This is a genomic window from Chamaesiphon minutus PCC 6605, from assembly GCF_000317145.1.
GTDB lineage: Bacteria > Cyanobacteriota > Cyanobacteriia > Cyanobacteriales > Chamaesiphonaceae > Chamaesiphon > Chamaesiphon minutus.
This window is the reverse complement of sequence record NC_019697.1, coordinates 2,876,678-2,899,819: the sequence shown is the minus strand read 5'-3', so window position 1 is coordinate 2,899,819 and position 23,142 is coordinate 2,876,678. Positions and strand designations below refer to the sequence as shown.

The window sequence follows — 23,142 nt, the reverse complement described above, 5'->3', positions numbered from 1 at the left end:
AAGTGGCTGAAGGGTACTGAATTCTAAGTGATGACACTACAACAACTTGAAGTTGTTGTAGTGTCATCAAGTCTGCCGTCGCGGACTACAAGCTTGCACTAAGGCATTTTCGTATTCCCAATCCTCTAACCCCTATTACCTAACTTACGTTGTGACCAAAATCATCGATGCTTGTTGCAGCGTAACTCTCGTAGTTCTCGGCTGTACGTAAATCTACGTACTTAGCCAAAAGACACCTAAACGTATTTCCGTAGATCGACGCTGTTAGCGATCGGGCTGTGTAGAGAACAATGTAGCAGTGGAGAAAAAACAACTCGGAACAAATCCAAACCGAACCAATCCTTCTCTGACTCGCATTTAGTTTCCACTGTCCGAACCCCTCTGATGTGATTATGCCCATTTATTGGTCGATTGCATCATTTACCCAGCATCTATCTTCAAACAAGGTTGCTCAAAACAATGGCTACTCAGGCTTCTGCTCATTCCGAATCGATGTCTTTACTGATGAATTATTATCAACAGCCCAGCATCAAAGTCCGCAATCAGTTAGTCTTGTTAAATGCTGGTCTCGTCAGACAGATCGCTCACCGGATCGGTCGTCAATGTGCAGAACCATATCAAGATTTGGAACAAATTGGTTACTTAGGCTTGATTCGCGCGATCGAACGTTTTAATCCCCATCAAGGTTGTGCGTTTAGCTCGTTTGCAGTTCCCTATATTAGAGGCGAAGTCTTACACTTCCTTAGAGACAAGAGCAGTGTGTTGAAGATTCCTCGGCGTTGGCAAGAACTTCAGAAAGAGGGTGAAAAGGTTCGTCAGCAATTGACAGCTAAATTAGGTAGAAAAGTTCGGGATGAAGAAATTGCGGCGGTACTGAACGTCTCTGTCAGCGAGTGGCGTGAGACTCAAGCCGCAGAACACAACCGTCAAGCTTTAAGTTTGGATGCGACAGTCGGTCAAATGTTAGATTGCCCTGTGACTTTAGGCGATAGTTTGCCAGACACCCGCGAACAACAACGTCAATATCTCGAAGAAGAACGCCAACAACTCAGCGGTGCGATTTCCGAACTCGAATCCAAAACCAAACAAGCGATCGAATACGTTTATATCAAAGGACTACCCCGCAAGGAAGCTGCTAAAAGAATCGGTGTCAGTCCCATGACTGTCACCCGCCACCTTCAACGCGGTGTCAAGCAATTATCCACCCTCTTACACCCCGAAGAGCCTGTAATGACCTAATAAATTTAAGTCAGTCTGACAGATCGATTCTCATTGCGGAGGAACTTAACAAAAAAGTGAGGAGCAATCCTCGCTTTTTTTATGCTCGACATTGACAAAGGCATTGCTGAATCTCCAGCAACGCCTTAACTATTAGCCGATCGACGATCGATTATCAATTATCGATTCTTGAATCGTTACTCTTTGGTAAGATCCAAAACCGATACACCAGATATAGAATCACCCCAAAGACCGAGAGGGTGATCAGCGAAGTTATCAGTTGAAAGACAGTCTTAATCAGCGTCAGACTCAACAACCCGCCCCCAGCAATCGCCAACAGCTTACCACTAGCTGGAATACCATTAAACCACTCCAGAAACTGTTGATAGCTGCGTTGGAGCGCATCGAGTCCAAAGCTAGGAGCATCGACATCGATTTGATTGAGAGATTCCGATCCGGATGTAGCACGGTCGATCTCGATTTTCAAATCGCGAATCCGGCGTTGCCAATCTTGAGGTTGTGGGGAAGTCATGTCCAGAGGGTAGAGGGTAGGGGGTAAATTGAGGAGGATATACTTACGGAGTAGGCGTTTTAGCAGCAACGAGGGTCTAGTCTTATAGTTCTATCTCATCTGCAACGATCGATTCTGTAAATTGGGCAACTATAATTTCTCGACCGAGATGATATCTTAGAATCGATCGACCTAAAGAAAGATCGAATCAAGAGCGTCGCCGTGCCAATAGATCGTTCTGCGATCGCTTCAACCGCTACAACGCCGCTCCATTAGCTCATTCTGAGATCACTTCAACTGCTACCACATCGATCGTGTCAGGCGGCGTATCCCGCAACATTTTACCTCGATCGATTTTCAGTAACTCACCGCAATTGGTACATTGAATTTCACTGCCGTTAATGCCTTGAAGCGGATAACTGCAAACCGGACATTCAGCTTGGACGATACTGCGGCGCAACCACCAAAAGAATCCCAAAAATCCAACCATGGGGGTAATAATAATTAAGCCCACCACGATCAGTGCCGATTTTACGACCCATCCTAATCCTAGGCTACCCAATAACAGACAAATTGCCACAATTGTCAGCCAGGATTGAAACCGAGGTAAATTGACTTGAAATAGATTAGGGCTGTTGTTGTTCACTCAAAGTAGCTCCATAGAACTGGAAGCCTAGTCATTCTCAATATCTCCATGCGGGTCGAGTATCGTTGGTGCAGCCTCTCCCAATGAGAATCGCCGATCCGTCTGGGTCGAGAAACTTGTTCCACTCTCTATTTTATCAGGAATTTCCGGCTATGTTAGGGTCGGTTTCAACAGTAGGAAATCCGCACTATACACCTGCCGATAGCTAGACTGAGGATCTCGATCGTCTGCTCTGTTTGCAGAAAGTATTTTTGCAGAAAGTCATTTTCGTTGAAAATTGGCCCGATCTATCGATCGAGCCAATTTTAATGATGCTATCGGCTGACTATCTTTCACCCAGCCGATTTGAGGTTCGATGGCGATATCTTTGTTCTGAACAATCTATACTTTGGGTGCTATTTACCTAAGCATTTTGAGTAACTAAGCCCCAGACGAAGATGACAACCATCGAACCTAATACGGCACAAATAAAGGAAAAAAGCGAGCCGCCACCAGCAGCGGCTAAAGCAAACTTTCCTGTCGTTATAAATGTATACAAAAAGCCCCCGACAAACGCGCCAACAACTCCTAACACGCTGGTCGCAATGATGCCGCCGCCCTGAGTTCCAGGATAAATCAATTTAGCGATCGCGCCAGCCACTAAGCCGAGTACGGCCCAACCAATAAGATTCCACATAGCATTAATTCTCCTACTTTAAAGTTTAGATAGATGCTCGATCTTTACCGATTTAAACCGATTTAAATTGAGGATTAGATATATTTTTAATCTCGGTTTTCTTTATTTTAACCGATCGCATCGGTCGAGGTTGGGGCGGTTAATTAATTCTTAATTTTTAGCTCCAAAGCCAGTCTTTTTCGGTGGGGACTTGGGTCTGGCTTTATCTTTGCTCACTTCTGTCACTGCCGATTGAAACAATTCGTGTAAGTGAACGGGAACGCTAGCGATATCTGGCAGATCTGGTTCTAAATATTTGTTAAATTTAGTCAAAATCGAGTCGAGATCGGTATTCAGATTAAAATTGGGCAGTTCGAACATTTGGGCGATTGCTTGTTGTAGCTGCTGCGGATACCGAGCGGCCAATCGTCGCCAGACAAAGGCATTCATCTGTGGGTTGGTCAGACATTTACGGATAAAGTTGAGATCGTTGAGGCTGTAATGCGTCTCGATCGGTGTTAACAAGGTTTGAAGCTGGGGATAATCGGCTAAAAACATCTGACCCCAATAGGGATGGCTCAGTGCGGTAACTGCGGCTGCCGATTTGAGCTGCGCGGGGAGTTCGACCTTTGGTGAAACCATCTTCTCTAAGCTGGTTTTTTGCCCCTTGGCGGCCTCTGAATTATTCGCGCTGAGGGTTTGGGTCACAGCTTGCAAATCTTGGTTGCTGACACCCGCATCGCTGGCAAGATCTGCGAGCGATTTGGACGAATCGAGTCCGGCTGCTGCTAATTGTGTTTGGATCATCCAAGTTTGAAACTCGCCGATCCGCTTTTGTAATTGATGTCCGGTTAAGGTAACTTCGTCACTGCCAAAAAACTCGACAAAGCGATCGTGATAGACTGCTACTGATTCCCAGGCTGCGGCTAGGGCTTCAGGAGCGTCGCAGTAGAGATAATGCGGGTAATTTTGGCGAAAAGTCCCGATGGCTACGGCTAATTTAGGCCGACCCAATCTGCCCAAGGAAACCCAAGGAGTCAAGATCGCCCAATCGATATCGACAATCGGACTGAGTTGAGCGATAATTACCTCGCCAACTTTAAGCCTACTCATGGCAGCTTGGGCAGCTTCGTCGGCAAATTGGATGCGATAATGTCTAGCTGTGAGCCAATTCATGACTTCCAAGCCATTCGGAAAGATTTGGACGATCGCGACTAAACCTACAAAGCTCCGCCGCCAACTACTCACGAGCTGTCGATCTTCGCGGCTCAGATCCGAGCGGCTGGCTAAAAATAAGTCTAGTGGAGTTTTGCCATCCACCTCACCCTCGATCGCAAACCGATGTATCAGCAGTTTGCGTTGACCGGGATCTAGCTGGGGATGGCGAGCTATTTGTTGTGCGGTAAAACTCTCTAGGCTACTAGCCATGTCTGGTGTGGCTTGAATCAGATCGATAATTGCCGACCACAACAAGCCAGCACGAGCGAACAAAGGATCGAACATATCGTGTTTATTAGCAAATGGGGACAAATTCAGGTGTGTGGCTCGCTCTTGGCGGTCGTATTCATCCAAAGAGCAGCCTACGATTGAAATCGTGGCTAGTGTTGCAAAGTCCGCTTACGCGGACTAGCTTATTAGTCCGCGTAAGCGGACTTTGCACTATGAGCAGCGGTTTCTAACCGCTGAGGGATAGGTAGCAACTTGGCCTAAATACTAATTACGAGTCATTAACTCAATGGCTAATGACTCGTAACTGGGGATGATGCTGGTGATTATTCTTCGGTAGTGGTCGGACGAATTTGCTCTAACTCATGACATTCGTCAGAGACAAGCGGATCGGTATTACCGCGATAGACAGAGGCTAATTTCTGACTGATCGAAGCGATACTTTCGAGTCGCACCATTTCTTCCCACGCTGAGACCTCATCTTCTTCATCAGTCTCATAGCGGATCGTAACTAAATCGCCTTCGATATCGGTAATGCGCGCACGTTCGATCCACCGTTGTTGATCTCGCAAGAAAATACACACTTCCCGACCATCTTCACACATTTGATAAATCTTGCGGTGTAACATGGCTTACTCTCCTAAACAAATAAATCTGGCAGTGGAATGAGAATCTAGTCAGATTACTGGCGAGCTTGACTAGAGTAGCGTTCCCAAAATTAACTAGAAGCAATCGGTTTAGTTGAGGAACTTCATGCGGGCATTTAACCAAGATGTGAGGACTGAATTTGTCGATGCTCTGGGTGAGATGAGTCGATATGAACCTGAGACAAAAGTCGAATCTGCCATTACTACTGGTGATAGTTCGCCTGCTTACATAGACTGTGATGACTCGATCGATAATATCGATCGCCGATCGTGTAGCCTATATAACTATAATACCCGTTTGCTTGTCTCTTTGCCTAAAACTTAGCGGCTAGTGGGTGGGAATTTGTAAATCTGGCGTCACAGTGTCTGGATGCCTTGCCTGATGTCAGATTTATACCATATACTTACAAGCAATAATATGTTTACCGTCACTAAACAGTCTCAGAGCGAACCTGTCTACGTCTTAAATGATACCGAAAGTCAGAGTTCTCTAACTATTTTCCCCGATCGCGGGGGGATTGCAACTAGTTGGCGGGTGGGCGATCGGGAGTTAATGTACTTAGATGCCGATCGGTTTACCGATCCGAGTCTGAGCGTGCGGGGTGGATTTCCGATTTTATTTCCGATTTGTGGCAATTTGCCAGATAATGCCTATTCGATTGACGGCAAGCAGTACTCGCTCAAGCAGCATGGTTTCGCACGCGATCTGCCTTGGCAAGTCACTCATCAATCTAGTACTACCGATGCCAGTCTGACGATAACGTTAGAGAGCAATGAGGCTACGCGCCAAGTGTATCCATTTGACTTTAGCGTCAGCTTTACCTATCGAATTCGTGGCAACGAGCTAGTCATCGACCAAACTTACACCAATAAATCGGCAACCCCGATGCCGTTTAGTAGTGGCTTACACCCCTATTTTGCCGCTCCCAACAAAGAACATCTGACATTTGAGATTGGAGCGGATAGTTATCAGGAAAAGCAAACAGGCGAAATTCATTCCTTTGCAGGTAAGTTTGATTTTAGCCAAGCGGAGATCGATGCAGCATTTACAAATGTAAAAGGTAATGTCGCCACGGCATCAGATGCTGGCCAAAAATTAAAGCTGACGATGACATCGAGCCAGCAGTATCGGACGATCGTGTTTTGGACTGTGGCGGGTAAAGACTTTTACTGTCTCGAACCTTGGACTGGCCCTCGCAACAGTTTAAATACAGGAGTAGATTTGCTGCATGTAGCTCCAGGAGAGACTATGAGTACCAATATTACCTTTACTGCCGACTTTACTTAAAATAAAAGTTGCGTAAATTCAGATCTACATGCTATCTTAGTAAAGGTCTGAATTAATTCAGTCGCAAACGGGACGCTAGCTCAGTGGTAGAGCATTCGGCTTTTAACCGACTGGCCCCGAGTTCGACCCTCGGGCGTCCCATATTACAACAATAAAAATCGGTCGAGTCAGCAATTTATCTGACTCGACCGATTTTTTTGCCACTAAACCGCATAAAACCAGACACCGATGATGCGATTTTCCACTAATTTTATCGGCAAGGGAGTATCGATACTCACAGATCTTTGGTAAAGTATCCTTAGTTAAAAATAAAAAATCATTAAATTAACGCTCGTCGAGCGATTTAATCTTAAAGATTTAAATTATAGGAGGAATTTCTAATGGCACTCGTCCCAATGCGGCTTATGCTGGATCACGCTGCTGAAAACGGCTACGGTATCCCAGCATACAACGTTAACAACATGGAGCAGATCCAAGCAATCATGCAGGCTGCTAACGAAACTGATAGCCCTGTGATCTTACAAGCATCTCGCGGTGCGAGAAGCTATGCTGGTGAAGCATTCCTGCGTCACCTAGTTTTAGCCGCAGTGGAAACCTACCCCAATATTCCGATTGCCATGCACCAAGATCATGGCAACAGTGCTGCAACTTGCTACTCAGCAATGAAGCAAGGCTTCACTAGCGTTATGATGGATGGCTCGTTAGAAGCTGATGCCAAAACTCCTGCAAGTTTTGAATATAACGTTGATATTACCCGTAAAGTCGTCGAAGTCGCTCACGCGATCGGCGTCAGCGTAGAAGGCGAACTCGGTTGTTTGGGTTCTTTAGAAACTGGTATGGGCGAAGCTGAAGACGGACACGGTTTTGAAGGTGCTTTGTCTCACGACCAACTCCTCACCGACCCTGATGAAGCAGTACAATTTGTGGAAGCTACTGGCGTAGATGCGCTCGCAGTTGCGATCGGTACCAGCCACGGTGCTTACAAATTCACTCGCAAACCCACTGGTGAAATCCTTGCTATCAGCCGGATTGAAGAAATCCACAACAAACTCCCCAACACTCACCTCGTCATGCACGGTTCTTCTTCGGTACCCGAAGATTTACTCGCACTGATCAACCAGTACGGTGGTAAGATTCCTGAAACCTACGGCGTACCTTTAGAAGAAATCCAAAAAGGCATCAAGTGCGGCGTTCGTAAAGTCAACATCGACACCGACAACCGTTTGGCAATCACCGCAGCAGTTCGCGAAGCTCTCTTCAGCAAGCCTGAAGAATTCGATCCTCGCCACTTCCTGAAACCATCGATCAAGTACATGCAAAAAGTATGTGCCGAGCGTTACACCGCTTTCTGGTGTGCGGGACAAGGTAGCAAAATCAAAACTGCTTCGCTCGAAGAGTTTGCAGCTAAATATGCTAAAGGTGTTTACCCAGCTCCTAAAGTTAAGGTTGGCGTCTAATTCTAATTAGTTAAATTAGGTTAGCAACATAAGCCCGACTTCTGTCTAGAAGTCGGGTTTATTGCGTCGATCGATTAAAAAATAAACCGTAATTGTAAATCTAAATTAGAAGATTGTGGGTCGATGTCGATCGATTTAATAAATTCTCGAAAATAAAAGCGACGCTCGGATTCGGATAAATCCAGCCAAAATTGGGGAATCGAAACAGCTTGAGCTAGAGATTGGAGATTTACAGGCGGAAAGGCGGCTAAACGACTCTGCAATTGAGAGATTTCGGTTTTGAGCTTGTAGGTACGCAACTCGACAGTTTCTCGATCGAGAATGCCCGAATCGATCAGTTCTGGCAAGTTAGCGATCGTTTGTTGCTTGTCGATAATATCTTGAGAAATTTTGGCTTTAAATCCGTCCGTATTAGGCATCCCGAGTTGATTGACAGCAATCGGTAAATCCGTGCAAATGCGATCGATAGTCGCATTCAAAACTCGCTCGTAGCGAATCGATTTACACTGGGGTTGACGCGTGCAACCAGTCGGACGTAGATACAAATATTTCTCCACCCGACGCGGAGCCGAGACGCTAGTAACGGTCATTGTTTGCCTGCACTGCTGGCAATTAACCAAACCAGCCAAAGATCTGGGCGCGCTCGCCGTGCGCGGTGGCATTTGCCGATTGCGCCGCAATAATCGATCGATCTGTGCCGCCTCATCCCGCGATAAAATCGCCGCGTGCGTGTCCGAAATTACCTCACCCTTAAGATACGCTATATCGCCCCGATAGACGGGGTTAGTGAGCCATCTTAGCCCCGTAGAAGCCGCAATTTTCTTATTATATTTTTTCTCTAAATAGCGCACTGCCCCCCGCAACGAACCATAGATTGTAAATCGATCGAAAAAATCTTTGACTACAGGTGCGGCAGACTTATCGATCGTATACTTATCCTTACCCCGACGATAACCATAGGGAGCTTTTCCGGGCGGCGGTAAAGAGTGTAAACGATTGCGAGCGTGTCCTTGCCGCATCCGCCGACTGACGAGATCGGTTTGAATTTTATCGATGAGTTGTAATAGATTTAATTGCGGCGCAATCTCAGTTTCGGTGGTAACTAATTCAACATTTAGCTCTTGCAACTTTAAGAGCACTTCCCGCACATCGCGAACCGACTCACCCAACTCATCCAATCTCCTTACTAATAAATAATCGCACGGTTCTAGGCGCAGATCCTGCAACAATCGATCGAGTTCGTACCGTTGTCCCAAATCCTGATACACTCGATCTATCTCCCATCCCCAAATCTCTATTCCTGGGGACTCTTCAATTAATAGATCGGTGTAAGTATAAGCAACAATTCGCATTTATAAAGTCAGTAAAAACGTAGGGTGGGCAGTGCCCACAGATCGACCATAAATAGAGCAATCATTCATAGTATTTTTATCGAGCGCGATCGCTTCACAAATCTATCGATTATTTAATTAAATTATGGTCGATCGCGAGCGATAATTGTTAAATTAAATTAATAATCTGACTCGATCGATTATTTATAGCAAAATTTCTAAGTTGAGTACTCACCACTATCCCACTCTGGATGAAACATAATATCTCGCGGTTCTAACATCACCCACTCAGACTCTGGCTCTTCTTCATCCTGTTCGTAAAAGAGTCCATGGAGAACATCATCGATCTCAACCGAGAATAGCTTGACATTGATATCGCAAAACACTGGTTCGCCATCCATCGTTAAGCGATCGTACATATCTTCCAATTGTGCCCAAGCTTTTTGTCCAGCAATATCTCGACCTTCGATATCGAACGCACCGAGCCGAGCTTCACTAACTAGGTGGTTGCCATCAGCATCGAATTGATGAACAACAGCTAACCACCTCTTCAGCCGAGCTTGTTCGTCATTCATGGGATACTTCATTCCATCTGGCATAGCACCCGTGACATACGCCATGAATTGGTTCCCATTAGGTAAACGACCAATATTTTCAAACCGTCCTTCATCTAAAGGTATCCGTAGTAGATCGGGTGCAGCCATGTACTAATAGTCTCCTGTTTTGTTCGCATGGAATTTAACTCATTGATTTAAATATGCCCAGATGGATCTACTATTAACTCAACTAAGCTCAATCTATCCCCAAATAAGCCTCAATTACCCGCGAATCATTTTGGACGGTATTCGGCGTACCATCGACGAGATTGGTACCTTCGGCTAACACCCACACTCGATCGCATAAAGTCATAATCACATCCATATTATGTTCGATAATTAGGAACGTTAGACCATGTTTGCGCCAATTGAGAATGTGACCGCAAATATCTTCAATCAAGCGCGGATTGACACCAGCAGCAGGTTCGTCTAATAAAATTAATTGCGGATCTGCCATCAATGCGCGTCCGATTTCGAGTAGTTTTCGCTGTCCCCCCGATAGTCCGCCAGCGTAGTCGTTTGCTTTGGCACTCAATCCGACAGAAGTCAGAATCGACATGGCTTTATCTTTTAATTCGCGCTGCTGCGATTGCACTAGTTTGGGTTTCAGTAATACTTCCCAAATCTTCTCACCCGCAGGATTTTTGGCTCCTAAGAGCATATTTTCTAATACCGACATGCGCGATAGAGCCTTGGCTACTTGAAATGTCCTTACCATTCCCAATCTAGCGATTTGGTGAGGTTGCATGGTATGAATATCGCGTCCATTTAATTGAATTCGACCGGAATCTGGTCGAATAAAATTAGATAAAAGATTGAAAAAAGTCGTCTTCCCGGCTCCATTCGGCCCGATTAAGCCAGTGATACTGCCTGTTGCGACTTCAATTCCGGCGTGCTGAACTGCTTTGACGCCACCAAAAGTTTTGCACAATCCGGTGGCGGAAAGTAATGGTTGGGTAGACATCGGCACGTAATTGTTTTTCATGAGAAATAGATAATATTCGCGATTTTTGATATTGATAAAGTGAACTTAGTCTTTACCCGCCCTCAAATGAATTTGGGGCTAATGGCGAAAGTTCACTGAAGTGAACTAATACATGTTTATATTTAGGCGATCGATCCACCCTTCTAAACCCTTATTAATGAGATATTAAAATCAAATCCCCTCCTCGGAGCGGCTTGCGCTCGTCGGGTTTCCCGACGGTTTAGCAAGACAAGACAGGGGTGCCCGTAGGGCGGGGTGGGTAGATCTCCGCAGTAACTATAATAGACAACTGCCAACGCCCAAACTATCTAACTATCGACCCAACGTTAACTCTTCCTTCTTCCCTAAAATACCTTGCGGACGTAACACCATAATCAACATCAAAACTAACCCGATAATCATCACCCGAAACGCGCCTTGCTGAGTATCATCTAGACCTAAAGTTCTAAAAAACATCTTAAATAACTCATCGCGAGTGATTGTATTATATCCCCAGAAAATAATCGCCCCAATAATCGTGCCGAGATTATTTCCCGAACCGCCGAGCATGACAATAATCCACGCATTGAAGGTAATTAACGGCTCGAAATTATCGGGAAAAACTGTAAATTGCCAAGCATAAAATGCACCCGAAAGTCCAGCGATCGCACCACCTAACATAAAGGCTTGAAGTTTGTACCAGAAGACATTTTTACCCAAGGCTCTTGGGACTTCTTCATCTTCGCGAATGGCTTTTAAGATCCGTCCCCAAGGCGAATTTACCAACTTCTCCATGCCAATATACACGATCGTCAGTGTCGTTAAAGTTAGTAACATCAATCCAGCGCGCGGATCGTATGTGTAGAGGGATAACGCACCACATACGCAGACAGTCAGTACAAAGGCACTGGCGATCGCGCCACCGATATAGCGGGGTGTCTTACCGCGCATCCACAGCCACAATTTCCATAATGCTAAGCCACAAATGGCCGTCAACCAAATAATTAAACCGAGCCTCACGGGATAATCAGGCTGAAAATTAAAAGGGACAGGATAGCCCTGCACGCCGAAGGAACCTTTGGTCAGCCAAGCTTCATTTTTAGCCGCCAATCGGACTAATTCGGATACCCCGATGGTGACAATACCTAGATAGTCTTCTCGCAACCGCAAGGTGGACATCCCGATGAGTAGCCCGAGAAGTGCGGATAGGCAAATACCCACCAAAACCGCGATCGCGATCGGCACGCCCTGCATGGACAACAACACGGTAGAATAGGCACCGATCGCCATAAACGCGACATGCCCGAAATTAATCAGCCCCGTTACACCCCATTGGAGATTTAATCCCAAACTAAACAGCGCGTAAGTAGCAGCAGAAATCGTCAAGAAGACAAAATAAATGACCATCAGGCACCAAATGATGAATTATCGATCGGGAAGGAATACGATCGGCCAAAGATTGCCGCGATCGTTGTAGCTGATGATACTTCTAACCGCTCTCGATCGCTAGTCTCTCAACAATACTCCAGCCTAAACATACTATGCCATACGTGTTGATTATTCATGAAGTTGCCGATTACGATGCCTGGAAGCAGATTTTCGATGATGCTGCCGAGCTACGGCGGGAGGCTGGAGAACGCGATTATCAAGTCTTAAAATATGCTAACAATCCCCACAAGGTAGTACATTTCTCGTCTTGGACGTCGCTAGAGAACGCTCGGCATTTTTTTGAATCGCCCCAGCTTGTGAAAATTAGAGCGAAAGCAGGCGTTCGATCTCCAGAGTTTATTTATTTAGAGCAATTAGAGTCGGGCAGTTTAGGGGATGGGGATTAGGCTTTAGGCTTTAGGCTTTAGGCGGGTAAAGGAGAAAGGGTAAATAATCATGCAGATATGGGGTTTCTATTAACCCAATTCTCAATTCTCAATTCTCAATTAATTTAATATTGCTCGATCGAGGGGAATTTATGGCCGGAATTTGCAGATTCGCCACAAGTGCGGGGAGTGGGGAGAATTTTGCCTGGATTGGCTAATTCTTTGGGATTAAATACCGTGCGTACCCATTGCATTGTTTCTAAATCTGTCTCGGTGAACATTTCCGACATATAGCAGCGTTTGTCCGCACCGATGCCGTGTTCTCCAGAAATACTGCCGCCGACTTTGACGCAGAGCTTGAGAATTTCGCCACCCAAGGCTTCTACCTGCTCTAAGGCACCAGCTTTGGAATTATCATACAAAATTAAGGGGTGTAAATTACCATCGCCAGCATGGAAGACATTGGCAACATAATATCCATACTTTTTGCCCAGTCTGGCAATTTCTTGGAGCACATAAGATAATTGCGTGCGGGGAATGACACCATCTTGCACGTAATAATCGGGACTGATTTTGCCCATCGCTGCAAAGGCGGCTTTACGACCTTTCCACAGCCGCAAGCGTTGTTCTGGCTCGGTGGCTATATCGATCGATCTGGCTCCGTTCTCGCGGCAGATCGCGGCGATACTGGCTTGATTTGTAGCCACTTCTACTGCCGAGCCGTCGATTTCGACGAGCAGAATGGCGGCGGCATCGCGGGGGTAACATTTGGTAGCGACGACATCTTCGACGGCGTTGATGCTGAAGTTGTCCATCATCTCGATGCCAGCAGGGATAATTCCCGCGCTGATGATACCGGAAACTGCGCTACCTGCCGCTTCCACGCTTTCAAAATCAGCCAGGAGGACGCAGATAGATTCGGGCGTTTTCAGGATTTTGAGGGTAACTTCGGTGGCGATGCCGAGGGTACCTTCGGAGCCGACGAATAAGCCTGTGAGATCGTATCCCGGCATTTCGGCGATTTCCCCACCGATATCGATAATTTCGCCGCTGGGGATGACTATTTTTAAGCCGAGGACATGGTTGGTAGTGACGCCATACTTGAGACAGTGAACGCCGCCAGAATTTTCGGCAATATTACCACCGATCGAACAGATAATTTGACTGGAAGGATCGGGGGCATAATAAAAGCCACCGCCGCTGACAGCTTGAGTCACCCAGTTATTAATGACGCCAGGTTGTACCACTACCCGTTGATTCTCAAGATCTACTTTAAGGATCTGATTCATTAATGCCGTGACAATTAGCACGCAATTTTCGACGGGTAACGCGCCACCCGATAAACCCGTTCCTGCACCCCGCGCGATCCAAGCTACATTATTTTCATCACAAATCTTTACTGCTGCCGCTACTTGCTCCGTAGTCTTGGGTAGAATTACTAATGCGGGACGTTGGCGATAACTCGTCAAACCATCGCACTCATAAGTAATTAGTTCGTCTCGCCGCTGAATGATACCTTTTTTACCGATTACTGCTGTTAGTTGTGCAATAATCGATTTCCAGTCACGTTCTGTAGATTTTTCGGCTAATAGCATCTCGATCGGGCTGAGGGCTTAAGGACATCTGTCTTAATTATCAATTATCAATTAGTAATTATCAATTACTAATTAGCCTTAACCTGTCCATTACCTGAATTTTACCTTCACCGAGTAGATTGAATTCAGATTTTGGAGCGTAAATTATGCTGTCGATCGTTCAAAGTACAGACTTAGATTACTCACAACAAGAACAGCAACAGCCTTGTATCCTGAATAAACGGCTGTATTTCCACACCAAAGGCGACGAGATCCCATTGTTTCCAGAAGGTGTCTGGCAAGTTACCCAAGGGTTAGTCCAACTGAGTGCGAACTATGAAGATGGAGAGCAGGTATTATTTGGATGGGCTGCGGCTGGTGCCTGGTTCGGCACTCAAGAATCTGCTACTTTAGATTACCAAGCGATCGCACTGTCCTCTGTTTATTTACGATGGCTGCGACTGGATGAAATTGAGAGTTCGATGCGGTTGTCGCAGATTTTACTCCCGCCACTAGTCAAACGGATGCGCCAAGCTGAATTACTGTTGATTATTAACGGTCGCAGGCACACTGTCGAAAGGTTAAAAGGTCTGTTAGCATTACTCCGAGATGAGTTGGGGGAATCTCTACCTAACAATCAGACGCGGATCGGTTACAAATTTACCCATCAACAGTTAGCTAGCGCGATCGGCACTACCCGAGTAACAGTCAGTCGCATGATGGCTCAGTTTCAAGCTAAAGGGTATATGACACTCGATCGTCATCGTCATCTGATTTTAGACGATCGCTATTTTGACAAGATTGGCAATTAAATGGCGGTGCCGAGATCCTAAAACTCGATCGATAAAATAATCAACTAGCCCACATTCTACCCGAAGCAGTTAGAGTGTGGACTGAGTACTTAAATAGCTATATTAGCTGCATATTTTGCTGCTAATTGCCCAGCAATAAGTGCATCGATCGCATTTAAAGATCGATCGCGATAAGCTCCATAGCGTTCTTGTTTATTCTTAATTTTGGTCGGCAATTCTGGGAAAATGCCGAAGTTGGGGGGCATCGGTTGAAAATGTTTGGGTTCGGCGGTGCTAATAAAGTCAAACAGCGAACCCATCATCGTCACATTGGGCATAAAGATTGCTTCTAAGCCTAATGCCAAACGTGCGGCATTGGTGCCTGCCAACCAGCCGCCAGCAGCGGCGGCGGTGTAGCCTTCGGTACCGATAATTTGTCCAGCGGCGAGTAAGTCCCGACGGCTGTGAAACTGGAGTGAAGATGAGAGTAATTTGGGCGAATTGATAAAGGTGTTGCGGTGCATTACTCCCAAGCGCACGAATTCAGCATTTTCTAAGCCAGGAATCATCGAGAAAATCCGCTTTTGTTCGCCCCACTTCAAGTTAGTCTGAAAGCCAACCATGTTCCACAGTTGTCCGGCTTTGTCTTCTTGCCGCAGTTGGATGACGGCATAGGGGCGGTGAATTTGGTTCTCAGGAGCCTTAAAATCGCCTCTGCGACTGTCGAATAAGCCAACGGGTTTTAAAGGGCCATACCGCATGGTTTCTTCGCCGCGCTGGGCTAATTCTTCGATCGGCAGGCAGGCTTCAAAGAATTTAGCCGTCTCCCGATCGAAATCTTTCAATTCAGCTTGCTCGGCGTTACACAGCTCTTGCCGGAAGTGGAGATATTGCTCCTTATTCATCGGGCAGTTGAGGTAAGCGGCTTCGCCTTTATCGTAACGCGAAGCAAAGAACGCAATATTTTTATCGATCGAATCGCCGACGATAATCGGACTGGCAGCATCAAAAAAGTTGAGATAATCCATCCCCGCAAATCGCTGGATATCCTCGGCTAGCGCAGGACTAGTCAAAGGCCCGGTAGCCAAGACGACAATGCCATCGCGGGGGATTTCGGACACATCATCGCGCCGAAATTCTACTAGGGGATGATTTGCTAAAGTTTGGGTTAAATCGTGGCTGAATTGGCCGCGATCGACGGCCAAAGCTCCCCCCGCCGGAACCGAGTGATGGTCGGCCTTCTGGATGATAATCGAACCCAAGCGGCGTAATTCTTCGTGCAACAATCCAGCGGCCCGATCGGTTGCTTGAGCACCAAAGGAGTTACTACACACCAATTCGGCTAATTCTTCGCTGTGATGCGCGGGACTCAAAGTGTGGGGACGCATCTCATATAAGGTCACGGGTACGCCAGCCTGGGCGATCTGCCAAGCTGCTTCGGTACCTGCTAAACCACCGCCAATCACCCGAACGCGCATATCGATTAGATGTTAATGTCTGCCGTTATATTATAAGCCGCGCCGCTCGTTGGCGTAGCCGCGCCCAAAGGTAATCGAGCCGATTGATGCTTTTACACATACCCCACATTCTCTTGACATAGAAACCATTTGAAATCTTTTGAAGAGGAATCTATCGACAGATATTTGTAGGGATGGGCGGGTTTGTACTTAATTTTGAGGATGGGAGCTAAATTCTCGTCCTCAACGATCGCCGATCCAAAAAACTATCCGCTCCTACTACTAGTTAAGATTCTAAAATCTCAGTGCTAGTAATAGGAGCGGTCTAGGGGGTCTGTTCGCTGGAACCTGGCTGCTGAGAGAAACTCTACAAACAAGACAGGAGTGAATCTAGAACGATTCTATAGACAAACCTACAAGTCTACTAGAGGACAGTCCCAGCACTCAGCCGGCTAACTCCAGTTTCGAGACCCAGACGTGTACTACTCTCGATCATGGGCACCACCTCCTAATATAATAATTGGATAGTTGTCCGGAACAACGGGTAATTTACTACTTAAAGCTAAGTTAACACAGGTGTAAACAATTGACAATCGGGATTAGAGCGGATTTTGAGGTAACTTAATACAGAGTTGCTGGATTTAAGTATGAAAGCTCCCCGCAAAATAGTAACCTTATTTACGCCGTAGACTACTAGCAACTTAGGTTATTACTTCCGACTTTGTTTGACAGCCTTCTTGCGGCTCTTTGCCTGTGATAACAACGACGTAGCAAAAGAGATTGCTTCCTGCGCCGATTGTCCGCCTGCAATTTGAGCGATCTCATCGCGGCGTTGCTGCTGAGAGTGGAGTTCTTCAATGCGGACGATCGTGCGTTCGACTACAGAATTCCCACGATCTAAATTATCCGACTCGATCGTTTGTTTAGCCACTCGAAAATGTCGATCGGCCATTGCGGCAATTAGGGGCTGGTGTGTGACGCAAAGAACTTGCTGGGATTGGCTCAGGTGGTGGAGTTTGCTCGCGATCGATTGGGCGACTTTTCCAGAAACTCCCGCATCGATTTCATCGAAGATCAGGGTACCCGCGCCGCCGTTATTTGAGAAGCAGGCTTTGAGGGCAAGCAGAAAGCGACTCATTTCGCCGCCAGATGCAGTAGCGGCGAGCGGTTGGAGGGGTTCGCCGGGATTGGGGCTGAAGTTGAAAATAATGGTATCTGCGCCTGTAGCAGTAGGTGTTTGGGGTGCGATCTCGACTTGGAATTGAACTTTATCCATTGCCAGGGGTTTGAGTTCGCCAATCAGATGGCGTTCGAGATCGAGTGCGGCTTGTTGGCGCATAGCAGTGAGTTGTTGGCAAGCGTCAATTAATTTGGCATGGAGATCTTGGGCTTGGCGTTCGAGTTCTTCGAGCGACACTACGGCTCCTGTAAGCTGCGTTAATTCAGTTTGGACGGAATGCTCGAACTCGATCGCTTCCGTCAGGCTGGGGCCATATTTGCGGCAAATTAGCTTCAGCGTGCGAATCCGTTCTTCGATTTCGAGCAATCGATCGGGATCGGCTTCGAGGGCGTCTCCATAATAATTGATTTCGCGTCCGGCTTCGGTGACTTGGGCGAGGGCGAGACTGACGAGATCGAGGGTGGGTTGGAGCAGCAATTCCAAATTCAAAAATCTAGGAAGAGTTGGCGACCAGAGTGGAAGCCGAGCCGTAAAGCATGAAATCAATCAAAGAAGGCCAACTCTCAAAGAGTAAATATTTGGTAAGACTGAGGATATCTTGAAAAAAGCCTTTACGAGTAACACGCTTGAGACGAATCTGTCCATATGCAAGATCTGTTAAATGCAAAACAGTGTGAAAAAGGAATGCCAACAGGTTCAGCGTCAATAAACAAGCAGCTAAATGCTGCTGACCATGCCCAAAGTTATGCTCCAGATGATATCCCTTTGTTTTGAGCACATTATGATTTTCATTTTCGGTCTTCCAACGACATCGACCAGCCGCAGCAACCAGAGGTACGCTCTGTTCGTTTAATTCATGGCGGGTAATAAATGAATTTTCATATAATATTTCTCCATCTGATTGGCGGGTATGGATTAGTTTACACCAATTGACCTTCATTGCTGGCTGGGAGTCCCTTAGAGGAATTCCATTCACATATTGATAGCTATATAATTCGCTTGAATTGCTGTTCCACTGTTTCACTTCTAGCTTTTTCACCTCGCCAATACCATCCAAGTATTTCAACCAATCATAAACAGCAGTATGAGACGTTTCTAAACAGGTAAAGATAAAGTTCATTCCCGACGCTATCACCTGTTCACACATTGGTTGGTGACTGTAGAGGTCATCTCCGAGTAGAGTGATTGCTTGTCCTTGGAATTCTGGGGCATGAGTTTTGAGCCATCGTTTAGCTGCTGCCACTTCGCAGTCCTGCTTCTGGTGACCATCTTGAGGTGTGATGAATTCCGGAGCTAAGGAAATTACTTGAGATTGCCCAGGCGCAACTATTACAGGCAAAATGGCACTGTGGAAGTAAGTTACTGTGCCATTTTTGTGGGTACGGCTCGAACAGCATTTACAGTTGAGTTTGTGCGAGTCAAAATACTGAGTTCCATCCAGCGCAACTAGTAATCCACCGAGATATTCAAACGGTTTCAAGTGACCTTCTCGTCTTAAAGACTGATAGACGTGATTGAATACTCCAAATAGTGCTGTGGCTGAAATTTCATCCAGGATATTCCGAATTTGCGGCACTGTTGGGATTTTAATCATGCCAAACAGTGTCTGAGCATTGCTTTTGCCCTGATTGCTATTCATGTGCCGCTGATGTTCTAAAAAGGATTCGCTTTGCATGAAAAACATCGAAAATGCTCCCAACACAGCATCTCTGATGGTGTATTTAGTGCCATTGCTGGCAAGGCGCGGATCTTTCATCTGAAGAATTGCTCGGTTCAGATAGACTATCAATACCCCAAAACTCAGCTTCATTGGCTCCATTCTGCTTCTCTTTTTGAAGTCTCTCTATTCTCCTGCTCACCCTACCAAGTTGTCAAAATCTGAATTTGGAATTGCTGGGGTTGGAGGCTGGAGTCAATTTCTACCATATCGATTAGAGTGGATTCGGCTTTACCCAGCATGTCGGCAACGGCGATCGCTCCGCCCGTATCATTTTGATAGAGTAGCTGGTAAATAGCGTAGCTTTGTTGTTGGAGATCGACGACGTGGCTGAGGCGTTGGCGTTCGCTTTCGAGATCGAGGATTTCGTCAGGTGTTGTCAGGTGCGCTTGGCTGAGTTCTTCGGCTTGATATTGGAGCAAGTCGAGCCGCTGAAGTCGTTGCTGCTCGTTTTGCTGGCGATCGAGCCAAGTTTGGTAAGCTTGTTGGTAGGTGGTATATAAAGTACCAATACGTTCGCGCTGTTGAAAAATAGCTGCGCCGCCATAGAGATCTAGTAATTCTTTTTGGTGGCTGGTATTGGTAAGTTTGACGGTTTGCCCTTGGGCGGTAATTTCGATCGTGAGTTCGCGTAATTCTTGGGCGAGTTGACGATTGCAAATCGCGCCATTGACGCGCATTCGCGATCGCAGATTGGTACCTTGAATGCTGATTTCGCGAGAGCAAATTAGAGTATCATCATCGCTTAAGTCAAATTCTCGCTCGATCGACCATTCCCTAATTCGATCGTTGACTGTAAATGTCCCTTCGATCGTCGCTTTCTCTGTACCCGTGCGAATCATCCGCAGCGACGGTTTACCACCCAGCACGAGATCGATTGCATCCAGGATAATCGATTTCCCGGCACCAGTTTCTCCCGTCAACACATTTAATCCCTCCCCAAATTCGAGTTCTAGCTCATCGATGAGGGTAAAGTTTTGAATGCGTAAAGACAATAGCATCTGGAGAAGTGGGGATAGGGGAGCGGGGGAGCGGGGAGCGGCGGCTCGCGCTCGTCGGGTTTCCCGACGGTTTAGCGAGACAAGACAGGGAGCGGGGAGCGGAGAATTCTAATCCAAAATCCAAAATCCAAAATCTCTATTCCCTACTCCCTATTCCCTAAATTAATTGCGCTGGATGATGGAAGCCGAATCTATACGCGATCGGCTAAAGTTAGAACATCTATCTAGATCGAAGGCTGATAGCCATGAGCGAATTAGACAAGTCTTCCCATAATACTCAATCTGCCGATTCGATCGTCGATAACGATCTGCCCGATTTAACAATCCATGGCTACCAAGTATCTAAGAAATTGTCCGCGCATCCAGATGGGAGCCGCATTACTTATCTAGCCAAACAGAGCGATTCAGAGCGGTTAGTGGTGGTTAAAGAGTGGCGCAAGATCGATCTTGAGGATTCATCTATAGACTATGCTAATTATTTACCAGAAATCGATCGGTTACAACCGATCGAACATCCGCATGTTGCCGCTTATCTAAATTCTTTCCCAACACCCACCGGATTCTGTGCGGTGCGATCGTATGAGCCGGGGGTTTCGCTAGCAGAACTAGAAACACTGCCACCATCGGATATTAAGCTGGTAGCTGATGCGATCTTAAATATTCTTAATTACCTCCATCATTTAACGCCTCCGATCGTTCACCAAAATATCAAACCAGAGAATATCATCGTCGATACCGCCACAGAGTTGACGATCTGTTTGGTAGATTTTGGGCTGCATCTGTCAACTACCACTCTTAAAAATAGCAACAATCCAAGCTTTACCCCTGCTAACCTACCTAATATTTACTCAAATCCGTCTTTCGATCTATATAGTTTGGGCGTCTCGATGATTTGCCTACTTACTGGGACATCCACCTCCCAAGCACAACACTTATGCGATACTAACTATCGCCTAAACTTTCTACACTTATTACCTGCCGATACCGATCCACACTTAATTGCTTGGCTCAAACAAATGGTGGAATCGAACTATCATCCGCAATATCTCCATGCCTTTACAGGGCGTCCCACACCTACTAATTTAACTCTAGAAGATGCCGAGCCGCTAGGATTTAAACTACCGCCTCCCAAACGCAAAATTTCATGGCTATCTTGGGTGATTGGGATCGGTACCTTATGCGGTGGAGGGTTGATTTTACGTCAGGCTGTATTTACAGATGGTGACGAACTCAGTCCCGCTCAAATTGCCAAAAATCAATCGATCGCCAGGGAGGCTGAATTTGCATCTTCCGATCGCGGTAAGCTAATTAGAGAGAAACGTTGCCTGAGTTGCAACCTTACCAATCAGAATTTTGTTAAAGCCAATTTATCGGGTGCAGTTGTCCCACAATCGAGTCTCAACGGTGTAAATTTTGCCGATGCTAATCTGACGTTGGCCATTTTTCAAGATAGCGATTTGAGTGGAGCTAATTTAAGTAGGGCAAACCTCCAACGTGCTGCTTTTTATGGGGCTAAACTACTTGGGGCAAATTTGGCTGGGGCAAATCTCTCACGAGCAAAACTAACTTATGCCAAGCTCAATGGAGCCTCATTGCGCGATGCAAATCTCACAAATGCCGACCTCAAATTTGCTGAATTTCAGCAAGTAGATTTGCGATCTGCCAATCTTACAGGTGCAGATTTAAGTAATGCAGATCTATCAAATAGCAATCTTCGCAATGCAATTTTAACTAATGCGAAACTAGACGGTGTCAATCTCACTGGTGCAACTATGCCCGATGGTTCGCTCCATCCTTAAATTAATTGATAGTTGATAGTTGATATTATTCAGTATTATTTAATTGTTGAATGTAATTAACTTGTGCTTGCCAATATTCAGGTAAAGTATTCCAAGGATTGCGATCGCCAGTATCTGGCCGATCGTTAGTAATATATACATAGCTGAATTTATATTTAACTACTCGATCGAGCGTACTTTTCATCAGCTTACGATTTGCGGTTGTATGGATCAATGCTGCGAATTTTTGAGCTGAATGTTTGCGCTGATAAATCGGTGGACTATATTTAGTCCAAACCGAGCGATAATTTTCAAATGTGACGATCGCATCGGCTACTGGCTGACGGATAAAATCTTCATTTACATCCGTACCAGGATTGATAATTAGCGTGTATTCAATCGCTCTATTATTATTATCGCTGCTTGGAGAGTGAGATTTAAGATACCGATAAATTTGATGATAATAATCTAATTTATCTTGTTTATTAGCAGCCTCGTCGATAAAAATTCCATCGACGTTAAAATACTTGAGATAGAGATCGATGTCAGCTTTAACAGCCTGAAGATCTCGACTGGCATAGTTACTTGGTACGTAACCGATGACTTTAATCCCAGCTTGCCGCAAATCTTTAATTCCCTGCTGGTAATCTACATTTGGTGGTGCATTATCTGGGCCATTATTAGGATTAATAATTGCGACGATCTGAACTTTCTTGGCAGCTGCAAGCACCTGTTTCCATACATAATTATTTTTTGCATACCAATTCGGATAAATATAGAGTGGTAACAAGATCTGGAGCTTGGAATGATGCCCGAACTGATTCGCAATCTGCATTTGATTTGGCTGATTAAAATGAGCATGTTGCGATCGCGAAGCACGCAATTGTTCTACCGAACTATGCCGATTATTGTCTCCCAAAATCATGCAACCGATCGCGCAATTAATCATTACCAATATTGTTACTAACCGAGCTAGATTCACGATTTGCTAGTAATTACTACCCCAATCTTACCGCCACTAAATATCATCTTGGTTAATCGTCACTCAGTTTTTAAAAACGATCGCCAACT

General features: G+C 45.8%; 22 protein-coding genes and 1 tRNA gene. 8 read left to right on the top strand and 15 right to left on the bottom strand.

The window, feature by feature from the left end:
• Window positions 1–459 precede the first annotated feature (459 nt).
• Complete coding sequence (locus tag CHA6605_RS13355) at window positions 460–1,239, top strand: sigma-70 family RNA polymerase sigma factor (protein WP_015159969.1); 780 nt, start codon at window positions 460–462, stop codon at window positions 1,237–1,239.
• A 154-nt stretch (window positions 1,240–1,393) separates the two neighbouring features.
• Here CHA6605_RS13355 and CHA6605_RS13350 read toward each other — a convergent pair whose 3' ends face one another.
• From CHA6605_RS13350 to CHA6605_RS13330, 5 genes are all read right to left on the bottom strand, one after another.
• The gene (locus tag CHA6605_RS13350) at window positions 1,394–1,750 is read right to left on the bottom strand and encodes a hypothetical protein (protein WP_015159968.1); all 357 of its coding nucleotides are present in this window, start codon (window positions 1,748–1,750) and stop codon (window positions 1,394–1,396) included.
• Window positions 1,751–2,006: 256 nt separating this feature from the next.
• Window positions 2,007–2,375, bottom strand: coding sequence for a hypothetical protein (locus tag CHA6605_RS13345; protein WP_015159967.1), 369 nt, complete (start codon window positions 2,373–2,375; stop codon window positions 2,007–2,009).
• Between the two features lie 403 nt (window positions 2,376–2,778).
• A complete protein-coding gene (locus CHA6605_RS13340; protein ID WP_015159966.1) occupies window positions 2,779–3,051 on the bottom strand; it encodes a GlsB/YeaQ/YmgE family stress response membrane protein in 273 nt (90 codons plus the stop codon).
• Window positions 3,052–3,201: 150 nt separating this feature from the next.
• Window positions 3,202–4,533 carry a hypothetical protein gene (locus CHA6605_RS13335; protein ID WP_041549301.1) on the bottom strand — a complete coding sequence of 444 codons (1,332 nt, stop codon included), beginning with the start codon at window positions 4,531–4,533 and terminating at the stop codon, window positions 3,202–3,204.
• 269 nt (window positions 4,534–4,802) lie between these two features.
• Window positions 4,803–5,105, bottom strand: coding sequence for a DUF6679 family protein (locus CHA6605_RS13330; RefSeq protein WP_015159964.1), 303 nt, complete (start codon window positions 5,103–5,105; stop codon window positions 4,803–4,805).
• Window positions 5,106–5,229: 124 nt separating this feature from the next.
• On the opposite strand from CHA6605_RS13330, the gene CHA6605_RS13325 reads away from it, so the two are divergent.
• The 4 genes from CHA6605_RS13325 (at window position 5,230) to fba (ending at window position 7,868) form a co-directional block, all read left to right on the top strand.
• Window positions 5,230–5,448: a hypothetical protein gene (locus CHA6605_RS13325; protein ID WP_015159963.1), complete on the top strand. Its 219-nt coding sequence runs from the start codon at window positions 5,230–5,232 to the stop codon at window positions 5,446–5,448.
• A gap of 93 nt (window positions 5,449–5,541) precedes the next feature.
• Window positions 5,542–6,411: an aldose epimerase family protein gene (locus CHA6605_RS13320; protein ID WP_015159962.1), complete on the top strand. Its 870-nt coding sequence runs from the start codon at window positions 5,542–5,544 to the stop codon at window positions 6,409–6,411.
• A gap of 69 nt (window positions 6,412–6,480) precedes the next feature.
• A tRNA-Lys gene (locus CHA6605_RS13315) sits at window positions 6,481–6,552 on the top strand.
• A 239-nt stretch (window positions 6,553–6,791) separates the two neighbouring features.
• Complete coding sequence (gene fba / locus CHA6605_RS13310; protein ID WP_015159961.1) at window positions 6,792–7,868, top strand: class II fructose-bisphosphate aldolase; 1,077 nt, start codon at window positions 6,792–6,794, stop codon at window positions 7,866–7,868.
• Between the two features lie 74 nt (window positions 7,869–7,942).
• Here fba and CHA6605_RS13305 read toward each other — a convergent pair whose 3' ends face one another.
• The 4 genes from CHA6605_RS13305 to CHA6605_RS13290 all read right to left on the bottom strand — a co-directional run bounded on the left by CHA6605_RS13305 (window position 7,943) and on the right by CHA6605_RS13290 (window position 12,166).
• Window positions 7,943–9,220, bottom strand: coding sequence for a recombinase family protein (locus tag CHA6605_RS13305; RefSeq protein WP_015159960.1), 1,278 nt, complete (start codon window positions 9,218–9,220; stop codon window positions 7,943–7,945).
• Between the two features lie 197 nt (window positions 9,221–9,417).
• A complete protein-coding gene (locus CHA6605_RS13300) occupies window positions 9,418–9,903 on the bottom strand; it encodes a hypothetical protein (protein WP_015159959.1) in 486 nt (161 codons plus the stop codon).
• A gap of 88 nt (window positions 9,904–9,991) precedes the next feature.
• Window positions 9,992–10,780 carry an ABC transporter ATP-binding protein gene (locus CHA6605_RS13295; protein WP_015159958.1) on the bottom strand — a complete coding sequence of 263 codons (789 nt, stop codon included), beginning with the start codon at window positions 10,778–10,780 and terminating at the stop codon, window positions 9,992–9,994.
• A 312-nt stretch (window positions 10,781–11,092) separates the two neighbouring features.
• A complete protein-coding gene (locus CHA6605_RS13290; RefSeq protein ID WP_015159957.1) occupies window positions 11,093–12,166 on the bottom strand; it encodes a branched-chain amino acid ABC transporter permease in 1,074 nt (357 codons plus the stop codon).
• Window positions 12,167–12,300: 134 nt separating this feature from the next.
• Here CHA6605_RS13290 and CHA6605_RS13285 point away from each other — a divergent pair, with 134 nt between their 5' ends.
• Window positions 12,301–12,594 carry an antibiotic biosynthesis monooxygenase gene (locus CHA6605_RS13285; RefSeq protein ID WP_015159956.1) on the top strand — a complete coding sequence of 98 codons (294 nt, stop codon included), beginning with the start codon at window positions 12,301–12,303 and terminating at the stop codon, window positions 12,592–12,594.
• A 104-nt stretch (window positions 12,595–12,698) separates the two neighbouring features.
• On the opposite strand, the gene glcD is transcribed toward CHA6605_RS13285, so the two are convergent.
• Window positions 12,699–14,168 carry a glycolate oxidase subunit GlcD gene (glcD, locus tag CHA6605_RS13280; protein ID WP_015159955.1) on the bottom strand — a complete coding sequence of 490 codons (1,470 nt, stop codon included), beginning with the start codon at window positions 14,166–14,168 and terminating at the stop codon, window positions 12,699–12,701.
• 146 nt (window positions 14,169–14,314) lie between these two features.
• On the opposite strand from glcD, the gene CHA6605_RS13275 reads away from it, so the two are divergent.
• Window positions 14,315–14,959 (top strand): Crp/Fnr family transcriptional regulator, encoded by a 645-nt coding sequence (locus tag CHA6605_RS13275; protein WP_015159954.1) that lies wholly within the window; start codon window positions 14,315–14,317, stop codon window positions 14,957–14,959.
• An 89-nt stretch (window positions 14,960–15,048) separates the two neighbouring features.
• On the opposite strand, the gene trmFO is transcribed toward CHA6605_RS13275, so the two are convergent.
• From trmFO to CHA6605_RS13255, 4 genes are all read right to left on the bottom strand, one after another.
• Window positions 15,049–16,416, bottom strand: a complete 1,368-nt coding sequence (gene trmFO / locus CHA6605_RS13270; protein WP_015159953.1) for an FADH(2)-oxidizing methylenetetrahydrofolate--tRNA-(uracil(54)-C(5))-methyltransferase TrmFO — start codon at window positions 16,414–16,416, stop codon at window positions 15,049–15,051.
• Window positions 16,417–17,104: 688 nt separating this feature from the next.
• Window positions 17,105–18,064, bottom strand: a complete 960-nt coding sequence (locus CHA6605_RS13265) for a DNA repair protein RecN (protein WP_051038855.1) — start codon at window positions 18,062–18,064, stop codon at window positions 17,105–17,107.
• Window positions 18,065–18,068: 4 nt separating this feature from the next.
• Window positions 18,069–19,394, bottom strand: a complete 1,326-nt coding sequence (locus tag CHA6605_RS13260; protein WP_015158142.1) for an ISNCY family transposase — start codon at window positions 19,392–19,394, stop codon at window positions 18,069–18,071.
• 41 nt (window positions 19,395–19,435) lie between these two features.
• Entirely contained in the window at window positions 19,436–20,293 is an 858-nt protein-coding gene (locus tag CHA6605_RS13255; protein ID WP_051038853.1) for an AAA family ATPase, read from the bottom strand.
• A gap of 245 nt (window positions 20,294–20,538) precedes the next feature.
• On the opposite strand from CHA6605_RS13255, the gene CHA6605_RS13250 reads away from it, so the two are divergent.
• Complete coding sequence (locus CHA6605_RS13250) at window positions 20,539–22,092, top strand: pentapeptide repeat-containing protein (protein ID WP_015159952.1); 1,554 nt, start codon at window positions 20,539–20,541, stop codon at window positions 22,090–22,092.
• Between the two features lie 25 nt (window positions 22,093–22,117).
• Here the strand turns inward: CHA6605_RS13250 and CHA6605_RS13245 are convergent, their stop codons facing one another.
• Window positions 22,118–23,053, bottom strand: coding sequence for a spherulation-specific family 4 protein (locus CHA6605_RS13245; protein WP_157259984.1), 936 nt, complete (start codon window positions 23,051–23,053; stop codon window positions 22,118–22,120).
• Window positions 23,054–23,142 lie beyond the last annotated feature (89 nt).